The 19715-nt window shown below is 35.2% G+C and carries 20 protein-coding genes; 8 read left to right on the forward strand and 12 right to left on the reverse strand.

Going from position 1 to position 19715, the window contains the following annotated elements; translation table 11 throughout:
* Positions 1 to 27 precede the first annotated feature (27 nt).
* On the reverse strand, positions 28 to 1263 hold the full coding sequence (locus FFM65_RS11070; protein ID WP_119318756.1) for a DUF389 domain-containing protein: 1236 nt from the start codon (positions 1261 to 1263) through the stop codon (positions 28 to 30).
* Positions 1264 to 1366: 103 nt separating this feature from the next.
* Between FFM65_RS11070 and FFM65_RS11075 the strand changes: the two genes are divergently transcribed.
* From FFM65_RS11075 to FFM65_RS11085, 3 genes are all read left to right on the forward strand, one after another.
* A complete protein-coding gene (locus FFM65_RS11075; protein ID WP_119318755.1) occupies positions 1367 to 2479 on the forward strand; it encodes an ImmA/IrrE family metallo-endopeptidase in 1113 nt (370 codons plus the stop codon).
* Positions 2476 to 2970, forward strand: a complete 495-nt coding sequence (locus tag FFM65_RS11080; protein ID WP_119318754.1) for a DUF4411 family protein — start codon at positions 2476 to 2478, stop codon at positions 2968 to 2970. The genes FFM65_RS11075 and FFM65_RS11080 overlap by 4 nt, the downstream gene beginning before the upstream one ends.
* Before the next feature lie 75 nt (positions 2971 to 3045).
* Positions 3046 to 3510, forward strand: a complete 465-nt coding sequence (locus FFM65_RS11085) for a hypothetical protein (RefSeq protein WP_119318753.1) — start codon at positions 3046 to 3048, stop codon at positions 3508 to 3510.
* Between the two features lie 32 nt (positions 3511 to 3542).
* Here FFM65_RS11085 and FFM65_RS11090 read toward each other — a convergent pair whose 3' ends face one another.
* From FFM65_RS11090 to coaA, 10 genes are all read right to left on the reverse strand, one after another.
* Positions 3543 to 5342, reverse strand: a complete 1800-nt coding sequence (locus tag FFM65_RS11090; protein WP_119318752.1) for an FAD-dependent oxidoreductase — start codon at positions 5340 to 5342, stop codon at positions 3543 to 3545.
* A 134-nt stretch (positions 5343 to 5476) separates the two neighbouring features.
* Entirely contained in the window at positions 5477 to 6790 is a 1314-nt protein-coding gene (locus tag FFM65_RS11095; RefSeq protein ID WP_119318751.1) for a CAP domain-containing protein, read from the reverse strand.
* Positions 6791 to 6876: 86 nt separating this feature from the next.
* Positions 6877 to 7851: an Lreu_0056 family protein gene (locus FFM65_RS11100; protein WP_119318750.1), complete on the reverse strand. Its 975-nt coding sequence runs from the start codon at positions 7849 to 7851 to the stop codon at positions 6877 to 6879.
* Positions 7852 to 7895: 44 nt separating this feature from the next.
* Positions 7896 to 8453: an SLAP domain-containing protein gene (locus FFM65_RS11105; RefSeq protein WP_059073826.1), complete on the reverse strand. Its 558-nt coding sequence runs from the start codon at positions 8451 to 8453 to the stop codon at positions 7896 to 7898.
* 152 nt (positions 8454 to 8605) lie between these two features.
* Entirely contained in the window at positions 8606 to 9499 is an 894-nt protein-coding gene (locus FFM65_RS11110) for a serine hydrolase (protein WP_245954264.1), read from the reverse strand.
* Between the two features lie 195 nt (positions 9500 to 9694).
* Positions 9695 to 10393, reverse strand: a complete 699-nt coding sequence (locus tag FFM65_RS11115) for a hypothetical protein (RefSeq protein ID WP_119318748.1) — start codon at positions 10391 to 10393, stop codon at positions 9695 to 9697.
* A gap of 237 nt (positions 10394 to 10630) precedes the next feature.
* Positions 10631 to 11167, reverse strand: coding sequence for an Ltp family lipoprotein (locus tag FFM65_RS11120; protein ID WP_119318747.1), 537 nt, complete (start codon positions 11165 to 11167; stop codon positions 10631 to 10633).
* Positions 11168 to 11391: 224 nt separating this feature from the next.
* A complete protein-coding gene (locus FFM65_RS11125) occupies positions 11392 to 12003 on the reverse strand; it encodes a PASTA domain-containing protein (RefSeq protein ID WP_119318746.1) in 612 nt (203 codons plus the stop codon).
* 120 nt (positions 12004 to 12123) lie between these two features.
* On the reverse strand, positions 12124 to 13689 hold the full coding sequence (gene guaA, locus FFM65_RS11130) for a glutamine-hydrolyzing GMP synthase (RefSeq protein WP_119318745.1): 1566 nt from the start codon (positions 13687 to 13689) through the stop codon (positions 12124 to 12126).
* A 57-nt stretch (positions 13690 to 13746) separates the two neighbouring features.
* Positions 13747 to 14673 carry a type I pantothenate kinase gene (gene coaA, locus FFM65_RS11135; RefSeq protein ID WP_119318744.1) on the reverse strand — a complete coding sequence of 309 codons (927 nt, stop codon included), beginning with the start codon at positions 14671 to 14673 and terminating at the stop codon, positions 13747 to 13749.
* Between the two features lie 92 nt (positions 14674 to 14765).
* Here coaA and FFM65_RS11140 point away from each other — a divergent pair, with 92 nt between their 5' ends.
* The 5 genes from FFM65_RS11140 to FFM65_RS11160 all read left to right on the forward strand — a co-directional run bounded on the left by FFM65_RS11140 (position 14766) and on the right by FFM65_RS11160 (position 19449).
* Positions 14766 to 15341 carry an SGNH/GDSL hydrolase family protein gene (locus FFM65_RS11140; protein WP_119318743.1) on the forward strand — a complete coding sequence of 192 codons (576 nt, stop codon included), beginning with the start codon at positions 14766 to 14768 and terminating at the stop codon, positions 15339 to 15341.
* Between the two features lie 11 nt (positions 15342 to 15352).
* Entirely contained in the window at positions 15353 to 15988 is a 636-nt protein-coding gene (locus FFM65_RS11145) for a GPP34 family phosphoprotein (RefSeq protein WP_119318742.1), read from the forward strand.
* 56 nt (positions 15989 to 16044) lie between these two features.
* The gene (locus FFM65_RS11150) at positions 16045 to 16920 is read left to right on the forward strand and encodes a LysR family transcriptional regulator (protein WP_162897996.1); all 876 of its coding nucleotides are present in this window, start codon (positions 16045 to 16047) and stop codon (positions 16918 to 16920) included.
* Positions 16921 to 17017: 97 nt separating this feature from the next.
* Positions 17018 to 17953, forward strand: a complete 936-nt coding sequence (locus tag FFM65_RS11155) for an NmrA family NAD(P)-binding protein (protein WP_119318740.1) — start codon at positions 17018 to 17020, stop codon at positions 17951 to 17953.
* A 20-nt stretch (positions 17954 to 17973) separates the two neighbouring features.
* Positions 17974 to 19449 carry an FAD-dependent oxidoreductase gene (locus tag FFM65_RS11160; protein WP_119318739.1) on the forward strand — a complete coding sequence of 492 codons (1476 nt, stop codon included), beginning with the start codon at positions 17974 to 17976 and terminating at the stop codon, positions 19447 to 19449.
* Positions 19450 to 19580: 131 nt separating this feature from the next.
* On the opposite strand, the gene FFM65_RS11165 is transcribed toward FFM65_RS11160, so the two are convergent.
* Positions 19581 to 19715: transposase (locus FFM65_RS11165; RefSeq protein WP_137610121.1), on the reverse strand; the 135-nt coding region annotated here is incomplete at its 5' end.

The following is a 19715-nucleotide window of genomic DNA, read 5'->3' on the forward strand; positions in this document are numbered from 1 at the left end:
GATAATTATTTCTTTACATTCCGTATTTCACTCTTTGGTAAAATGCAACGAATAATCAATATTCAATTTATCAGCTGATGTCTTAACAAATTTCTTAACTGCGGTTTGATTGTCAGGAGTATCATCTTTTAATTTAACTAAAATCAAAGCCTTGTCACTCTTATTTTTCTCGATTAATTGACCAATATAAACTTTTTCTACCGCATCTGGATATTCTTTGGTAATTTGACTCTTTAATTTCAACAGATTCTTATCGCTACTGCTTGTTGTCGATTGAGTGGTACTATTCTTCTCTTGGTCGACATACTTCTTGAAGGCATTGACACTCAAATAATTCCCCTTCGAAAGTTGTTGGAATTGTAATTTATAATCGCCCAATTGGTAGTCGCTCAAACGATTATCCAAGCTACTGATTTCTGACTTATTCAAATCATCCCCAATAACGACTAACTTGATTTTTTTATCCTCGAATTGCTTATTAACCACATACAAACCAGGCAGTTCGTTATCAATAAAACTCGTTAATTGTGTTTCATTGTAGGTTTGTTTGACCAAAGTCGAAGCTGAAATCAAACTTGGAATCGTAATGACAATTGCCGCAATGATGATCAACACTTGATTCTTTACAGGAATTCCACTAGCACGATGTTGTTTAAAGTTAAAGACCAACGTTCCTAACATCGTTGCCAAGGCAATGAAGAAAGTATTAATTAAGAATAAATAGCCGGCGCTGAAAACTATCGACCATTTAAACTGACTCAAACCGTATCCTACAGTCGATAATGGTGGGATCAAAGCCGTCGCAATCGCAACCCCAGGTAAAATATTGCCAGGATCTTTTTTAGCTGAACCGATAATCCCGGCAACACCACCGAAGAACGCTACTAACACGTCCCAAATAGCTGGCTGAGTTCTAGCGATAATTTGTTCACTGGCATCTTTAATTGGTGAAAGTGAAAAGTAAATCGTTGCCGCAATCAAACCAACAATCATTTCAATCAAATAAACCATGACGGCTTTTCTCAATAATTTCGTATCACGAATCCCGACACCATAACCCATTCCGATGATGGGATCCATAATTGGCGATATCAGCATGGCACCAATAATTACTGCCACCGAATTCATATTCAAGCCAACACAAGCAATTATCGTCGCACAAAATAGTACCGCAAAATTCAACCAACTGAGATTGAGATTTTGTCGGACATGCTGATCAATAATATCCGACTTCAGTAGTTGATCTTCTCCATCCATATCCATTGTTATCCCTCACAAATGTTTAGTTAGTTTTATTTTATTACATTTGAGTAGCTTAAAAAACATTTCCTCAGTATAATAAAATTCAAGAAAGGAGGTTTTCCAAATGAATGCAAAAAGAATTAAGCTTAAGGAATCCCTAAAACAATGGGCTTTTAATATTACAGATCTAAACGATGAAACCTTAACCAAATTGATTTCAAAAACTCCTTGGCTACAAAATAATTCAAAGCTATATTTAAATCCAACTGTTAAACAATTAGGTGATTTTGCGAACCGTCTTCACATTCCTTTTGGTAATCTCCTGTTAAATGAACCACCTCAAACAGATGATATTCGGCTGGCTTTTAGAACTCAAAAGAATGCACCAGCCAATGTAAGTCTGACCGCTAGAGATATTATTTATGAAATGAAACGTAAACAAGCTTGGTTTAAAGAAGAAAGTGGCCTAACTAACACTAAATTATCTTTCATCAATAGTGCTGCAGGATTTAATAATTATGACACTTTAGAAAAATTGACTACCTTAGTAACATTAAATCATTTTTCTACGGCTCGAGAATTATACAATGATTTGCGCAATCAACTTGCTCACTTAGGAGTTCTCAATATGCAAAAAGGGGGAGCTGGATTAGGCAATAACCGCCCACTCGAAATAAAGGAAATGCGAGCATTTGTTTTATTAGATGAATATGCCCCACTAATCTTTATTAACCAAAAAGACAGTTATACGGCCAGAATTTTTTCATTAATTCATGAATTCATTCATTTATTGCACGGTACTGATGAATTACTAAATGATGAAAATAATGATTTAAAGGAAGAACAAAACATAAATAAAATCACAGCTGCTTTCTTAATGCCTTCAACTTCATTCAAAAAAGTTTTTAAACGTAGTAACTATGAAATTGTAAAAACTGCACTTTATTTCAATACTAGTCCAGAAACCACCCTAATTCGGGCAAAAGAATTAAGGCTCATCAATCAGAATACCCAAATCACGGCATTGACCTCAGCTATCGATAATAAAAAAATTACCGGTGGTAATCCTTATAATAATGCCCTAAGTCAAAATGATAGAAGATATATGGGTGCTTTAATCTCTGCACAAGATCAAGGTCTGGTACAACCTACTCAAGCAGCCGCTTTAATTGGAATAAGTTATAAAATGCTCGATAAAACTATTGATTTCTTTAACGAACGTGAGGCTTTCGTATGAATGGTTATTTAATTGATTCAAATATACTAATTAATTCAAATCGCTATTACCGCCAAAAATTTTTCCCAGTAGTTTGGAATTTTTTTCTAACTATTCCAAATTTCTACATGTTAGATAGAGTTTACGATGAACTTGTTTCCAAAAAAGATGATTTATGTACTTGGACCAAAAATAACTATAAAAATAAAATTTTAATTGCTGACAGCTATACTTCTGAATATACTGATGTAGCGCAATACCTTATTTCTTCTGGTCATTGGTCTGCTGCAGGATATCAAGAATGGACTTCCAAATATGAAAAAGCTGATCCTTGGTTAATTGCTTGTGCAATTAATAACTCATATACAATAATTACCAATGAGAGAAATACTGGGCCAAATGGAACAACATCAGACAATGAACCTAAAATTCCATTTGTCGCCCAAGAATTTAATGTTCCAATTTTAACTTTTTGGGAATTTTTAGAAAAAAACAATTTTGTAGCTAATTAAGCTATCTTCATCTAATTTGAAGATAGCTTTTTTCTTCGTAATTTGTTATTAATCAAATATTAATAGGAAAATACTATGAAGCAAAAAAAGCGAACCACTTTACAAAAATTAGGCAATGAACAAAGATTCCGTTTTTATGGGGAATTCAAAAAATACGGTTTTAAATATACTGATTATTATAAAAAGCATGCCGTGCCAACGATCTTGTTACTCAATATTAAATTAATTAATGAAAACGACGAAATATTTATGACCGATCATTTGTGGTTCAACCTAACTAAAGGTTTCAAGCAATTAGGCTTATTGCATGTCGGAGATAAAGTAAGTTTCAATGGTCGAGTGGCTGAGTATACTAAAGGCTATCGAAGAAATGATAAGGATTACGACATTATTCGTCCTAGTAAAGTTAAATTAGAAGAAAATATCATCAGACCTGCATGGTATTTGGAGGAAAGTTGGGAAATGTGTAACTGCATTTATGATATGTATGCTACCGACTATGAGAGTCGAGGGATTGCTAAACCCTATTCTTTCCATTAAAAAAGGAATGCCAGTAAAGACATCCCTTAATCTTAATTATTTGCTTTAATAAATTGAGCAGCTTTACGTCCTTGATGAACGATACCAGAAATAGCTGTACCTGAACCTGGATAATAAGGTCCAATCCAACCGCCGGCATTCAACCCAGCAGCGAACAACCCACTAATTGGTTGGTTAGCGTTATCCAAAACTTGGCAGTTAACGTTGATCTTCAAACCACCGATAGCACCAAGGTTAGCTTCTCTATTCTTATGAACATAAAATGGGGCAGCCAAAATTTGAATACCTGTTCGACGACCAAATTCTGGATCTTTACCAGTAGCGGCGTTGGTGTTCCAAACGTCTAATGTATTTTGCAAATTAGCTACTGGTACATCGATCAATTCAGCCAAATCTTCAATTGAATCAGCTTTTTGAACGTCACCTTTATCCAAATCTTTTTCCAATGATTCTTTATTCCAAGCACTACCTTTAGCAGAAAGTGATTTCTCATCAAAAATCATGTAAGTTGATCCACCGAGTTGAGCTTCTTGTTGGAAAATTGCTCGATAAGTATAGGCGTATGTGGCGTCTTCACAAACGAAACGTTGTCCCTGGCTATTAACAAAAATCGAAGGCATCGTTGGAACACGGTCATCAGTCGCATTACCAGTCTTGTTGTCAAAATCAATCGTTCCACCCATACCAGCAACAGCAGCACCGGCCATTTGGCCCATCTTGATTCCATCACCAGTATCAGTCACGGTTGAAAGGCAGGCGTGGTCTTGTAAGTCGTGATATTGTTGAGCATTCAAATCGTGAGCTAATTCCTCGTTGTGGTCGATACTTGCGGTAGCCAAAATTACACCTTTGTTAGCTTTGACGTAAATATCGCCAGCTTTAGTTTGCGCTACAACACCTTTAACTTCTTTAGTTCCGACAACTTGAATCAAGGAAACGACCGGAGCTTGATACTTGATTTTGGCTCCATTGTCCAAAGCAGTCTTTAACAAAGCTTGAGTCAAAACAATTCCTTGACCCATACCACCACCGCCATCATAGACGTGGATTCTATCAGCGAAATCTTCATCTTTAACATAAGGAATGTGGCAGTGACCATAAACTGAACTCCACTTGATTCCCTGATCAGCTAGCCATTCGATATTCTTAGGAGCACCGTTGGCTAAATCTTTGACCAATTCTGGAGTTACACGATTTTCACCAGCAGCTAACCACAAATTAGCATGTTTTTCAGGAGTGTCATCTTGATATTTAGTAAATTCCTTTTGATATTTAGTACCAGCGGCTTGAATAACCCCACCAGAATAGTTAGTTGTCCCACCAGGAACTCCGGCTTTTTCTAAAATCAAAACTGATAAACCATCTTGAGCAGCTTGTGCTGCAGCAGCCAATCCAGCCCCACCTGAACCAACTACTACGACGTCAGCCGAATCATCAAATTTCAAACTGTCACTATAATAAACTGGTCCTCTAGCAGGTGAAGGTTTGGGACGATTGATAGATTTATCCTTGCCACCATCATTTGGTGCTAAGACATTAACGTCTAAAGCATCTTCTTGTGATAATTCACCACGATAAACTGCCAAGGCTTTTTCGACAGCTTTTTTAAAATTACTAGTACTGGATGAAGCACCAGAAATGGCATCAATATCCTCAGTTTGTCCAGATGTCATTTGGCTTTGCATACTTTCAATCGCTAGTTTTCCAACAGTGTTAGGAGCGATATTATCACTCTCAACTTTGGAAATCTTTCCGTCTGTAACTGTTACGATGGCAGTCACTGGTCCATGGAAACTTTGAGCGGTTCCCTTGAATGTTTGTACATTACTCATAAGCATCATCCTCCATTTTATGTAATCGATTACTTAAAATAGTAGCATAACTTTTCTTCATAGTGTAATTGATATTGCTAAATTGCTCACAAAAAAATAAGCCTCAACAATTGAGACTTATCGAAATAATTATATTAACTCATGAAATCTTCTACAAGATAGTAAGTACCATTTGAGTTATAAACTCCGAGACCTACTTGAGTCATATGTGAATTCATCAAATTTGTATAATGACTTGGCGTGTAGTCTTCAGCTCTGAACGATTCCATCAAACTTTCAGCCATTTGTGCAGGAGTTCCTGTATAACCCATAGCAATATTTTCTGCTTCATAACCTCCACCTGCTGGGAAAGCTGTAAAACAGTCACCACCGCCTGGTCTTTGATGACTAAAGTCAGTTGAAATTTCTTTAGCACGAATTTGAGCTGTATTATCTAGTGCAGCTGTTTGTGTTACTGGAGCAATTCCCCTTGTAGCACGTTCGTTATTAATTGATGTTAACAAAGCTGCTTGGATACTAGCGACATCACTCGTCGATGTAGTATTATTCGATGTTTGGTTATCATCATTAGTTGTACTATCACTATCTTTCATACCCAAATATCCAGGGAATTTAACATTAATTGTCATCGTATCAACTGGTTTATTAACTGTTATATGATCAGCACTGATAAAGTCACCTAGAGCTACTTCATAATAAACATTTCCATTAACATCTTTAATAGCTCTATCAACTTGCCATTGACTGCCATTTTTTAGAACACGGTACTTTTGAACGTCACCTTTAGTTTGTGTGAAGTACATTGGAGCATCGCCATTAACGATAGTACCAACAGCCATCGAATCATCCGTTGATGTATTGGTATTGGTATTGGTATTTTCATCATTAGAACTATCATGAACGTTGAAATTACTACTGTTACCAAAATCCGCTACATAAGTTGGTTCTGGTAAAGCCATGTTAAATGACATCTTTGTTGCATCAGCATATTCATTAGTTGAAACTTGAGCAAATAACTGACCATCTTTATTAACGATATACTTACCAACGATCCAAGCTGATCCTTTAGCTAAAGCACGACTGGACATGGCACCATCTTTACTGTTATATAAATTCAATTGAGTTGTGGTTGTTCCAACTAATTTATTTGATTGAGTCTGACCATTTAAGCTTGAATCACTAGCTTTTAAATATTCGTCAGTTGCGACTTGGTACATCGTTTGATTGTTGATCGTAACGATTTTTCCAACGGCCCAAGCTGAATTAGGCGCTAAGGCGCGATTGGTCAAAGTTTGTCCCTTACCGTTGTAAAGTAATGCGATTGAACTAGAGTGAACGGTTGCGACTGTTGAAGCCTGTGCTTTAGTTTGATTGAACATTGCTGCTCCAGTAGTAGCTACTGCCAATGCGGCGAGAACTGCTGCTGACTTTCCCATAGAAAATTTCATGAATATACTCTCCCCTATATTTTTTTTGATTATTAATTTAATCACGTCATTAAAAGTACTCAGTAAAAAAATTTAATTTTGGAATGTCATTCGTTATCGATATCTGGCATTCTGTTAGCAGTATCTTGAACTAATTGTTTTTGTTCCGATGTTGAATAGTACTTTGAAATTAAATCGTTCAAACTAACAGTATGATCAATCAGTTCAGCAGTAGCTGTCGATTCTGCATTAGGATCTTTAGTGAAATAGTGGATTGTATCACCATCAATTGTATAACCGACATTCGAAGCTGAAGTTCCGATACCAATCCAATATTTACCATTAGCAGTATAAACTCCTAGTTGACTTTCTTGAAAAACATCATCACCCGGCATAGCTAATTCGTGCACCATAACTCCAATCATTTTTGGATCAGTAACCGTTTCTTTACTGGAAGAATCATCTGTCTTTGTATCAGAAGTATCTGATGAAGCATTTGAATCAGCTTTATAATTGCCGTCAACAATGGCATCGAAGCTTTCCTTTACCTTAGTATTCTTTGTTTCAAGTAAATTAGGCGTACCATCCCGACTCTGATCAACTAATGCAACTGGTTCACCATTATGAAAGGTGAAGAAATACGTAATATGATTTGGAAGTGGTGGTCTAGTACCATCGTAATTATAAATGGCGACCACATTGTATGAATAATTTCCTTTACCTGTCTTACTCCAACCAATCGAACTATTTGTTCCTTCGACACTGGCTTTCGATAAGTCATCCGGATAAGTTGTCCCTACTGAAGTCTTCAATGAATCAGCTCCATTGTATTTAACATACGATTGTTTCATTGTTGGTGCCCACTGATTGATGAAACTCTCCAATTGCTTATCTTTTGTATCATTCCACAAAGTAGTTGATTTTTGATCAGTCGTGGTTTTCTTTTTAGAATCATTCTTTTTAACTTTAGTAACTTTACTGGATTTATTAGACGTCTTAGTAGAACCAGTTTGACTATTGCTACATCCCGTCATAGATGCTATCGCAAACATGGCAGCAAAAAGTACCAGACTCTTTCTCATCTCTGATATCCCCCGTTGAATAAAATTACTTTAAAATCATTTATCTAAAATCCTAATGTCGCATAATCAGTAAAAACATAATTAACCGTTGTTATATGAATTGCACGGTTTACAGTCATATTTTTATCACTAACCCACTCATTATTGGCAATTTCATAATAAAGCTTACCTGAATCATCTTCTAGGCCACGATCTACTTTCCATTTTGAACCATTAGGTAATGTTCTTGCTTTGGGCACGTCACCCTTAGTTGTACTGTAATAAATTGGTGCATCACCGTTAGTAACAGTACCTGTAGCCATTTCATTTCCAACATTTAATCTGGCATCGCTTTCTTTTAGATACTCATTTGTAGCAACTTGATAATAAGTCCAACCATTAATATTTACGATATTCCCCACAAGCCAAGGTGTATTAGGTGCTAATGCACGATTGGTAATTAAATTACCTTGTAAAGTATACAAACGAGCAACTACACCAGGATTAACAGTTGCCACATTTGCTGCAGCTTCTGTTTTTATTGAATCTAAAGTTAATGCTCCAGTGGCAGTCATTGCTATGGCAGTGGCTAAAGTAATTAATTTCTTAATTGAAATTTTCATAACATATTCTCCCCTAAACTATAGATTTTGTATTTCACGTCGATTATACATCCATCCCCAGTCGTTTAAAAAGTACTAACATAAAAAAAATTATTCTCATTCAGGAATTAATAGTCAAAAAAAATACCTTTGAACTTAATCAAAGATATCTTTTAGTTATTTGAGTAATTAACTATTTTTTCTCCAGCATTCTTACCATAAACGATTTCTTGAACGTTCTTAGCGATTTCCGCAATTCTTGAGAAACCACTCAAGCCACTTTGGTTGTGTCCATCCGTCATGATAACGAGAACGTATTTTTGACCGTTTGGTAAAGTGACGATAGCCGCATCATTGTTAGTATCATCAAGAAAGCCAACTTTATCCTGAACAGTTGTACCTGAATCAGCTTGTGCTACACCAGTTGGAATCCCTGTTCGATAAATCTGCTTGCCCATGAGATTGAGCAATTTTTGTTGATCAGATGAATTCTTAAATGAACCTGTTCCGTTTTCCAAATCTCTTAACAATAGTTCCAAACTATAACTAGTAGTTTGAGCTGCTTGTCCTTCTTGGAAAACATTGCCGTAATAGCCTTGTTTCTTCAAGTAAGCACTGATTGTATCGGCACCATAATTATCAATTTGTTCTTCAGCGAAATCATTTTCACTATTAACAATCATTTTTGTGAAACCAGTATTATTATCACTAGTCCAACTAAAATTGCCTGCTTGTTTTTGACCCATCAAGAAAGCTGATAAGTATAGCTTGTACGTACTAGCCGCCGTTTTGACCGTTGAAGCATTGGATTCAACTTCCAAACTACCCTCTTGATAAACTTGGTTGTACTGACTATTAGAATTACTATCGTCATTTCCTAAATTGTAAAAACTGACACTAGCTGTTCCGTCAGCAGTCACAGTATTTAAATAGTTAGTTAGATTAGTTTTGATAATTTTGCGTTTCTTTTTAACAACTTTTGTTACTTTAGAATTGTCACTACTACTTATTGAAGCTTGTGAATTGTTGTGATAGTAACCAAATCCAGCAACTAATAAGCAAACCACTAAAAATAAACGTAAGTATTTTTTGCGTCTTCTCTTTTGAACTCTTATGAGATTACCTCATTTCCTCAATTACAAATCTTTCAGTAATTCCATTATACGAGCCATTTTGAGAAATGATTTATACGTTTTCTTTACGTTATTTTTACATTCGGGCGTTTTGTTATCGATTTGCAATAAATACTATCAATCAAAAACCTAAACTTTAGATCTTACATATCCGCTCGCTTGTGCCTCTGCTTCAGAATTGAATTTAACATAATTATCAGAACAAATTTTATAATTTTTCTGAGTTGGTAAATGGTACTTTCGACTTAGCGAATCACCTACGACGGGACCAGCATTACTATTCAAACGAACACATTTACTTGAACCATAATTTCTTTGACCATTATTATATGGATAATTAGTTCTTTGATGATAGTTTTGATATCCTGAATTATCATATGTACGATTACCATTATTGTATGGATAGTTAGTTCTTTGATGGTAGTTTTGATATCCTGAATTGCTGTTATTTGTTTGTCCATCATTATTTGTGGTTCCATAAAAAGATGTTTGAGAACCAGAATTTTCTGAATAGTTGTTATTCGTAGTTTCACTCTCTACTGTTTCTTTTTGATTATCAGATGTTGCTAAATCATCGTTTTTTTCTTCATTATTATCAGTAGTACTATCGTCCTTTTTAGTTTCTTCTTTGGTTTTTTTGGGGAAATCCACTTTAGATTTTTTCTTTGATTTTGGTTTTTTACTTTTTGGGGAATCATCGGTTGATTTGATTTTAGATGAAGTCACTTTTTCCTTACTAGCAGATCCCTGATTGTTGGAACATCCTGCTAACCCCAAGAAAAATATCAAACTTAATACTATTAAACTTGCTTTCTTAAAAAAATACATAATAAAATTTTCCTCTTTTCAATTTTGTGGTAGAGGAAATATAATTTTTCTAAATTATAAAATTCTACCTAGAAATATTTTACTCAATTAAATTGGTATATTCCATTTTAATTAGATATAACAATTTATTTCTTTTTTAGTAAAAATATTCATCATCAAGTTCTCTTTCCTGGTGATAGAAACACTGCACCAATATTAAAAGACATCTCATTTTAAAAAGAGATGTCTTTTAATATTCTAGTTATTCAAATGATTAACTGCGTAATTAGCTTCTTCTGGTGTAAATTGTTCTCCATATTCTGATGTTAATTGTTCCCTAACCGCTTCTGGAGACATATTCTGGTCCTCTTGATATGATTTTGCTTTTTTCAAAGCATTTTCATTCCAATCGGCTTCAATATTATCCATGGCATAATTAGCTGCCTCTTGAGAAAATTTTTCTCCATATTCTGATGTTAACTGCTCATGTATACCTTGTTTTGACATATGAAAATTTCTAGAATACGATTCTGCTTTTCTTAAGGCAGATTTATATTCTGTTGGTACAACTGCCTGTTTTGATTCGACAGATTCTTCCTTTACATTTGAAACTTTCTTTGAAGAGTTTTTTTTCTCCCTTACAGAAACTTGAGATGAATTATCTTTATTTGAGCCATTGCTTGTATTGCTCATACCATTAACTCCTATAGAAATAAACACAAGTATAGCAATAATAAACCAAGTACGTTTTTTCTTAAACCATTTCCTTTTTACTTTTTGCCGACTTCTTTGCATAATCTTCCCTCCGAATTTATCATAAACAACATTCTACCGGGTAATATTCACATATTCCATTTCAATTAGACATAAATGATTATTCATTTATTTGATTGATACAAACATTATGTTATGCAATTTTAATCAATAAAAGCCATACAAGAAAAGTCTTCATTTTATAATTTACCATTATTTTTTATCTGAAAACAATTTGGATAGTGTATTAAATAATTCTTAAAATATTAATTATACTTTTTCATTTCATCAGAATCTTTAGAATTATTGATCTTTTTAGACCGTTTTGAATGTGGAACTAATTTTTTAGAAACTTTCAAAACCTTATTAGCTCCCATTGCAGTTCCATGACCAACTTTATTAACCAAAGCTTTAGCTGAATCTTTGCGAGATTGTTTCTTGTGAATAACGTCCGCTAAAATTCTTTTACTTTCTTCTAATCCCTCGTCATCTAGATAATAAACTTTCACAAAACCTCCGGCTGGCAAGACGGTTTTAGGCTTAGGAACAGTTTTCATAACCGTATCGGTTTTAATAGTTGCCAATTTAATATCTGGATCAACTTTTACAAAAGCATATTTAAGACCTATCGAATCGAATAAATCTTTTGTCTGATCCAAACTTAAGCCATTGATATCTGGCAGCTTAATATCAAATTGATGGCGTTTATTGCGTTCGTCTATTTGATGATTAGTAACTTCGGCTGTAGAACTGATTATATTGCCAGCAATATCTATCGTTTTAGTTAAAGTTTTGCCTAGTTTTGAAATTCCTTTGGAATCTGTTAACTTATCTACTACTTTAATAAATTTGTCCACTTTACCGTCTTTTGCTGACATAACCATTCCCATCCTTTCAAAAAGATATAATGTACTATATTTAATTTTAACAATAATAACTGAAAGCAGAATAAAAAGCATCCCTGAACTTAATCAGAGATGCTTTTAATCTACGGAATATTATTCCCACTCAATGGTTGCGGGCGGCTTAGAAGTAATATCATAAACTACACGGTTGACGTGGTCTACTTCGTTTACGATTCTTACGGAAATCTTTTGCAAGACATCCCAAGGAATTTGAGCGAAGTCAGCTGTCATACCGTCGATTGATGTAACGGCACGGATACCGATTGTGTAATCGTAAGTTCTACCATCACCCATAACACCAACTGAACGAATACCTGGTAAGACTGTGAAGTATTGCCAAATTTTTTCGTCTAGGCCGTTTTTAGCGATTTCGTCACGAAGAATCCAGTCACTATCACGAACGATTTGTAACTTATCTTCTGTAACTTCACCGATAACACGAATTCCAAGACCTGGTCCTGGGAATGGTTGACGCCATACTAATTCATGAGGCATGCCTAGTTTTTCACCTAGTTCACGAGTTTCATCTTTGAACAATGTACGAAGAGGCTCGATCAACTTGAAGTGCATGTCTTTTGGAAGTCCACCAACATTGTGGTGAGATTTGATTGTTTGAGCAGTACTTGTACCACTTTCGATAACGTCAGTATAAAGTGTACCTTGAGCCAAGAAGTCAATTCCATCAAGCTTTTGAGCTTCATCATTGAAGACTTGGATAAATTCGTTACCGATAATCTTACGTTTCTTTTCTGGATCAGTTACACCAGCAAGTTTGTCTAGGAAACGTTTTTGAGCATCAACTTTAATGATGTTCAAACCAAACTTACCTTCCAAACTGTCCATAACTTGGTCGGCTTCGTTCTTTCTTAGAAGACCGTGATCAACGAAGATACTTGTTAATTGTGTACCGATAGCTTTGTGTAGCAAAACACCAACAACAGAAGAATCAACACCACCTGATAGTCCAAGAAGAACCTTCTTGTCACCAACAGTGTCACGAATCTTTTGAATTTGTTGATCAATGAAATCATCCATTGACCAGTTAGCTTCTGCGCCACAAACGTCAAATGCGAAGTGTTTCAAAATTTCTGAACCGAATTCAGTATTTCTAACTTCAGTATGGAATTGAACACCATACATTTTACGTTCGTCATCAGCGATTGATGAAATAGGTGCATTTTTACTTGTAGCTACTACCTTGAAACCAGTTGGTGCTTCCTTAACAAGGTCACCATGACTCATCCAAACGAATTGTTTTTCTGGTAAGTCTTTGAATAATACGGCATCCTTATCAGTAACTGTAATATCAGCACGTCCGTATTCACGGTTATCAGCTGATTCAACTTTTCCGCCAAGGTTATAAGACATCAATTGCATACCGTAACAAATACCTAAGATAGGAATACCTAGCTTGTAAATGTCTTGGTCGATTGAAAAGGCATCCTTGTCGTAGACACTCATTGGTCCACCAGAAAGGATAATACCTTTAGGATTGATTTCTTTAACTTCTGCAGCAGTAATAGTGTTTGGTAGTAATTCAGAGTAAATTCCAATATCTCTGATACGACGAGTAATCAATTGGTTATATTGACTACCATAGTCTAGAACGATGATGCTATCAGCATCAGGCCATTGCTTGCTCAAATCAATTTCCCCCATTTTTTTATTTATTCTATTGTATACGAAATCACGTTCCATGTCATATATTGTATACGCTTAATATTTTCTTAGATAAATTTTATCGATCTGATGGTCCTCAGATTTGTGTAAAATCAAGTCTGCCCGATTCATCGTTGGCTTAATATAATCACGTAAATTTGGATAGTTAATCGTATCCCAAACGTTCTTAGCCATATCCATTGCCTCTTTTTCCGGCATCTGAGTAAATTGGTAGTAGTAACTGTTGGGATCATTACGTGCCAAATCCAATAACGTTTCAAAGCGATTCAAGAACCATTCCTCAATATCATCTACTTCAGCGTCTATATAAATTGAAAAATCAAAGAAGTCACTGACATAAATTTGTTCATTCTGAGGCAATTGTAATACATTTATTCCTTCAACGATCAAAATATCCGGATTGTCAGTTTCTTCATATTTTCCTGGAATAATATCATAGATGTTATGTGAATAAAGTGGATATTTGATGCGACCACCTTTAGTTTTGACATCACCTAAGAATTTCAAAAGTTTACCCATATCATAAGTCTCTGGGAAACCTTTTTTATTCATCAAATGACGTTCTTTCAATATTTTACTAGGATATAAAAAACCATCAGTCGTCATCTGTGACACTTTATATTGCGGATAAGCCCGCTCCAACATTATTTTTAATAATCGAGCCGTGGTACTCTTTCCAACCGCTACTGAACCGGAAACACCAATAATAAACGGAACTTTTCGAGTATCTCCACCCAAAAATTCAGTTTTCAACTTGGTCAACTTGCGATAATTTTTCAAATAAATATGAAGTAAATGGCGAATTGGTGCATAAATCGAACGAACATCGTCAATTGAAATTTCATCATCTAACGACTTGATTTTGCGCAATTCTCCATCCGTAATCGCCTGCTTGGTATATTCACCGTGGAAGTTTTCCCATTGCTCTCGAGTAAATTCATCATAGTTAGCTAAACTTTGCATATTGTCAAACCTACTTAATATAATAATTAACTTTTATTAGATTTCTGGTATTCTAGTATAGTATAGAACTTTTTTGAAAAAGGAAACAATATATGAAGAGAATAGTATTATTTGGGGACTCGACCATGATGGGTTTTCGTGATGGCAAAGCTAGTGATATCTTGGCTAAATGCATCCGAAAAGACTTTCCTGGTTATGAAGTCATTAATATGTCGATTTCCGACTATAAGACCAATAATGCTATGACACGTGTTGATCGAGTTAAACGTTTAAATCCCGCTGTGGTGATTTTGGGATTTGGCGTCAACGATATTTCGACGGACGATGAAATCAAACCTGGTAAATTTGCGGCCAATTTGACTAATATAATAGAAACTTTAGGATCAAACAAAGTTATTTTATTATCTCCTCCTTATATTGACTGGATCAAAGATCCTACTAGACCTTGGACCCGCCAATTACAATTCGAGTTGGTAACAGAACATTTGAGCAAGCAACTAGACGTATCGTATATCGACTTGCTACATGACATGGCAAATTGCGATAATCTTAATGACTTGCTACAAGCAGACGGTTTGCACTTTACCAAGCAAGGTTATAGCCTCTTAGAAGACGAGTTAATACCAGAAATAAAAGCCACATTAACTAATCAGTTAGTGTCGAATTAAAGGAGCACTTTATGGATTTAAATATTCCTCAAAAATATTTTATTTTATCGTGTAACGAAAAAGGTAGTATTCGTATTTTTAAGAATACCAGACGTCGTGCTTATTTAGCCGAAAGTTCATTCTTTGATCTAGCGCTAAATGACATTATCGATTTGACTGACAACAGTGTCATCATTAATAAGGTTTTGCCGGATGACAAAAAATATTTGAACGAATTTTTCCAGATTATCAATAAAAATCAAGGTAAAAGCGTTACTCACGTATTGCGTGCCATGGCTACCAACGAAAAAATCACTCGAGCTATTTATAATGAAATCGGTGATTCTTTAGTTGATCAAGTTGATGTTACTAAGGCTGTGACTGGATTAGTTTTCAAAACTAACAACTACTTGCCTAACAGAAACGTCAAACGTGAATTAGTTTCTGACTTGCGTAAAGAAATCTTGACGGCTGATAAAATCTCACCGGAAGCTTTCGCATTGTTGGCCACACTTTACGGCAACCATGACTTGAAGTTTTACTTCTCACAATTTGAACAAAAACAACTCAAAGATAAGATGGTTTCGTACAACGATGACCCTACTTATGAGAAATTATTTGAATTGTCAAAACGTTTGAACCGCGTTACTTTGACACTTTTGAGTTAGGAAAACTAATGGCATCCTCTTGTGAGGGTGTCTTTTTTTATAAAAAGGAGAAAATCATGAACTTCACTCGTTTACATTACTTTTGCGATGTCGCTCGTCTACATAGTTTTTCAAAAGCCGCTGCCGAAAACTTCATATCCCAAACAGCCATTAGTCAACAGGTCGCAAAATTAGAAAAAGAACTCAATGTCACATTGATTGACCGTAATAAATTGCCAATTGAACTAACTAGAATCGGTGAAGTAGTCAATCGACGTTCATTAATAATCCTTGAACAATACGGCGTTTTAAAAGGCGAGATTGCCCAACTACGTCAAACTCAAAATACTTTAACCGTGGCCTACCCTAACGGTGCTGTAGAACCTGTCGAACAACTAGTTTTACCAAAAATTCAAACCATCGATGATTTAGAGTTGTATTTAGTAAAAAGCGACCTAAACGATATTCAAGATAAATTATTAAATCAAACCGTCGACTTGGCGATTACCTTTGATTCAGAAATCACTGATAAAAATCAATTAGCTACAATTAACCTTGCCAAAGGAAATTATGACGTTGTAGTCGGAACCAAACATCCTTGGTATCAAAAATCTACTATTGATCCTGAAGATTTGCTCAATGAAAAAGTTATTTACGTTGCCAATCGCCCAAATACTAACTCCTATTTAAAAATGCGTGATCATGCCAGACAAGACAATGTTCCACTTAATATCGTAGCAACTGTCTCTGACATAGACACCGCCTTTTTACTAGTCCAGTTAAACAAAGGCATTACCTTTATGCCTGATTATAAAAAAATCTCCAGTGAATTTAACAACCTTCATCGTATTCATATAAAAAATACGAAACATACTTATAAAATTTGTTTGGCTTGGCGAAAAGATAATACTAATCCTGATTTGCAAAAAGTTATTAGTTCATTTCGTAGTTAGAAGCATTCGCTTATACCGCACTTTAATTTCATATTGGATATTGTTAATTTATTCACATAAAATGAACTTAATAATTAATCAAAGGTGGTATTGAACTATGGATAAATATATTTTTACTGGTGTAGATGGTAACTTCGGTGGTATAGCTGCAGAAACGGCCATTAAGTTACTCGACAAGTCTCAATTGATTTTCACCGCTCCTACTGAAAAAGGAATCGCAAAATATCGTGACCAAGGTTATGAAACTCGCGTTACTGACTTCAATGATCCAGATGGATTGGCAAAAGCATTCCAAGGAGCTAAAAAAGTATTACTTATTTCCATGCCTTTCGTTGGTGAAAAACGTCGTCAAGCTCACAAAAACGTTGTTGATGCTTGTGTTGCTAGTGGCGTTCAACAAATCGTTTATACTTCTTTAGTTAATTCAACTGACCCAACTAATCCAAGTATTGAAAAACTAGACCATGCCTGGACAGAATCTTACGTTGAAAATACAGAATTGGATTATATTTTCCTACGTAATTCCCAATACGCCGAAGCAATGATTACTAATTACTATACAATGGCAAAAACCGGTGTCTTAGCTAACAATCAAGGCGATGGTAAGATGGCTTACATTTCCCGTAAAGACTGTGCTATCGCTGCTGCTTACGCTATGGCTTCAAATTTGGAACACTCAATTCTAAACATCAACGGACCAGAATTAATGACAATTTCTGACTTAGTAAATATCGGAAACAAGGTTACTGGCAACGATGTTAAATACCAAGAAATCACCGATGAACAAGATTATGAAGTTTTCGATAAAATGGGTGTTCCCCGTACTACTGATGGTAAATTCAAGAAAGACAGTTCCGCTCCCTTCTCATCAGATGGTATGGTAACTTTTGGTAAAGCTATTCGTGAAGGTAAAATGGGGACTTTCTCTAAAGACTTCTTCAAACTAACTGGTCAACAACCACGTACCGTTCAAAACATGTTTGAAAACTCTGACGAATATCAAATCGGTGCACGTCATTCCGTTGATGCATAAAAACTTTGCGAGGTAGAAAAATGAATGAATTACAAACAGATGTAGTAGTCATCGGTGCCGGAGCTTCAGGAATTGGAGCTGCTCTTGCCGCATCAGAGAATGGTGGAAAAGTTATTTTACTAGAAAAAGGCGATAAATTCGGTGGTGCCGGCATGTTTGGTGCTCAAGGTTTATTCGCTGCTGGTAGTAAATTACAAAAACAAGACGGAATCGACTACTCCCCTAATGATGCATATAAAGAAATGCTTAATTATACTCACTACCGTTCTAATACTCGTTTGACAAGAGCCATTATCAACAAATCAGCTGACACAATCGATTGGTTAGCAAAAAATGGTCTACAAACAGAATTAGTGAATAATACTCAAGAAGTTCATCAAGAACATCCTCGTGTTTATCATCAATACATTGATAAATTCGATGGTTTTCAAAAATTAATGAATAACTTCACTAATAATGGTGGACAATTATTAACTAAAACTGTTGTTGAATCAATCAATTATTCAGACAAGAATTTAATTAAATTAATCATCAATCAAAATGGTGACAGTAAACAAATATCATGCTCTAAAGTGATTTTCTCCGATGGTGGCTATGTTGGAAACCAAGAAATGGTCGACAAATATTTAACTATCAACAGTAAAGATCTCTACAGCATGGGTGAACGTAAAGCTACCGGCGATGGTATTAAGATGTTGACAGAATTAGGTGCTGACAACAGTGGCCTAGGTGTTTTTGAAAATCATGCCGCATCAGTCGTTTCTAAAACTGATTCTAAGTGGCACAACAATACTATCTTTTCTTTAACTAATTTACCTTTCTTGTGGTTGAATCGTCGTGGCGAAAGATTCGTTAATGAAGATATCGTCTACGATTTCGCCTTGTGGGGCAATACTACTTACACTAATGGCGGATACTATTATTTCGTACTTGATCAAACAACAATCGATTATTTGAAGAACAATAAATTAAATTGGACTGATTCTTTTGAAAGAACGTTCAAGACTCTTTCACATGATCCAATGACTCATGCAGTTGGTCCTTTTGAAAATATTGATTCTGACTTACAAGAAGCTATTGATCAAGGTGCCGCTGTTTGTGGTAAAAGCATTGCAGATCTAGCTAAAAAATTGTATCTTGATCCTACTATTCTTGAAAAGAACTTTGAACAATACAATCATGTTATATCTGAAAAAGATGATAGTGACTTCGGTAAGAATTCTGAATTCTTGAAATTTACTGTTTCAAAAGCTCCTTTCTATGCCATTAAAGCTCAGTCAACTACTTTAGGTACTATTGGTGGAATTGCAGTCGATGATAAACTACACGCTTTAAAGACCGATGGACAAGTTTTACCTAATTTATTCGTTACTGGAAATAATGCTAGTGGTATGTATGATACTTCTTATCCAACCCTTGAAGGTATCAGTTGTGCCTTTGCTTGGAACTCTGGTCGAATTGCTGGTGAAACAGCCGTTAATGAACTAAAAAAATAAAATTATTCTCTAAGTATCAAAAAAGAGGTTAGTTGCAATCGCAATTAACCTCTTTTATTATGGCTGTTCGTCAAATTAAGTTGATGGCAGTTCACATAAGCAGTTAGACCATAATTGGTCTAGCTGTTTTTTTATTGGGCTGAAGAGCTTGCTCTAAGCCAAAAGATTTGAAGATCAATCCTCTTAATAAAGTTAGTCCAGTTTCGATAACCATATGCGCTATTTTTTATTTTCTTTATTCTTCCAATGGTTCCCTCTAAAAATCC

Origin of the sequence: Companilactobacillus formosensis (assembly GCF_005405305.1) — a bacterium.
GTDB classification, from domain to species: domain Bacteria; phylum Bacillota; class Bacilli; order Lactobacillales; family Lactobacillaceae; genus Companilactobacillus; species Companilactobacillus formosensis.

Excerpts from the sequence above, each read along its gene's own strand:
- coaA (WP_119318744.1), bottom strand. The coding sequence starts at position 14,673 with ATGCAAAGTTTAGCTAACTATGATGAATTTACTCGAGAGCAATGGGAA.
- FFM65_RS11140 (WP_119318743.1), top strand. The coding sequence starts at position 14,766 with ATGAAGAGAATAGTATTATTTGGGGACTCGACCATGATGGGTTTTCGT.
- FFM65_RS11100 (WP_119318750.1), bottom strand. The coding sequence starts at position 7,851 with ATGAGAAAGAGTCTGGTACTTTTTGCTGCCATGTTTGCGATAGCATCT.
- FFM65_RS11080 (WP_119318754.1), top strand. The coding sequence starts at position 2,476 with ATGAATGGTTATTTAATTGATTCAAATATACTAATTAATTCAAATCGC.
- guaA (WP_119318745.1), bottom strand. The coding sequence starts at position 13,689 with ATGGGGGAAATTGATTTGAGCAAGCAATGGCCTGATGCTGATAGCATC.
- FFM65_RS11115 (WP_119318748.1), bottom strand. The coding sequence starts at position 10,393 with ATGTATTTTTTTAAGAAAGCAAGTTTAATAGTATTAAGTTTGATATTT.
- FFM65_RS11105 (WP_059073826.1), bottom strand. The coding sequence starts at position 8,453 with ATGAAAATTTCAATTAAGAAATTAATTACTTTAGCCACTGCCATAGCA.
- FFM65_RS11090 (WP_119318752.1), bottom strand. The coding sequence starts at position 5,342 with ATGAGTAATGTACAAACATTCAAGGGAACCGCTCAAAGTTTCCATGGA.
- FFM65_RS11125 (WP_119318746.1), bottom strand. The coding sequence starts at position 12,003 with ATGTCAGCAAAAGACGGTAAAGTGGACAAATTTATTAAAGTAGTAGAT.
- FFM65_RS11145 (WP_119318742.1), top strand. The coding sequence starts at position 15,353 with ATGGATTTAAATATTCCTCAAAAATATTTTATTTTATCGTGTAACGAA.
- FFM65_RS11085 (WP_119318753.1), top strand. The coding sequence starts at position 3,046 with ATGAAGCAAAAAAAGCGAACCACTTTACAAAAATTAGGCAATGAACAA.
- FFM65_RS11160 (WP_119318739.1), top strand. The coding sequence starts at position 17,974 with ATGAATGAATTACAAACAGATGTAGTAGTCATCGGTGCCGGAGCTTCA.
- FFM65_RS11070 (WP_119318756.1), bottom strand. The coding sequence starts at position 1,263 with ATGGATATGGATGGAGAAGATCAACTACTGAAGTCGGATATTATTGAT.
- FFM65_RS11150 (WP_162897996.1), top strand. The coding sequence starts at position 16,045 with ATGAACTTCACTCGTTTACATTACTTTTGCGATGTCGCTCGTCTACAT.
- FFM65_RS11120 (WP_119318747.1), bottom strand. The coding sequence starts at position 11,167 with ATGCAAAGAAGTCGGCAAAAAGTAAAAAGGAAATGGTTTAAGAAAAAA.
- FFM65_RS11095 (WP_119318751.1), bottom strand. The coding sequence starts at position 6,790 with ATGAAATTTTCTATGGGAAAGTCAGCAGCAGTTCTCGCCGCATTGGCA.
- FFM65_RS11155 (WP_119318740.1), top strand. The coding sequence starts at position 17,018 with ATGGATAAATATATTTTTACTGGTGTAGATGGTAACTTCGGTGGTATA.
- FFM65_RS11075 (WP_119318755.1), top strand. The coding sequence starts at position 1,367 with ATGAATGCAAAAAGAATTAAGCTTAAGGAATCCCTAAAACAATGGGCT.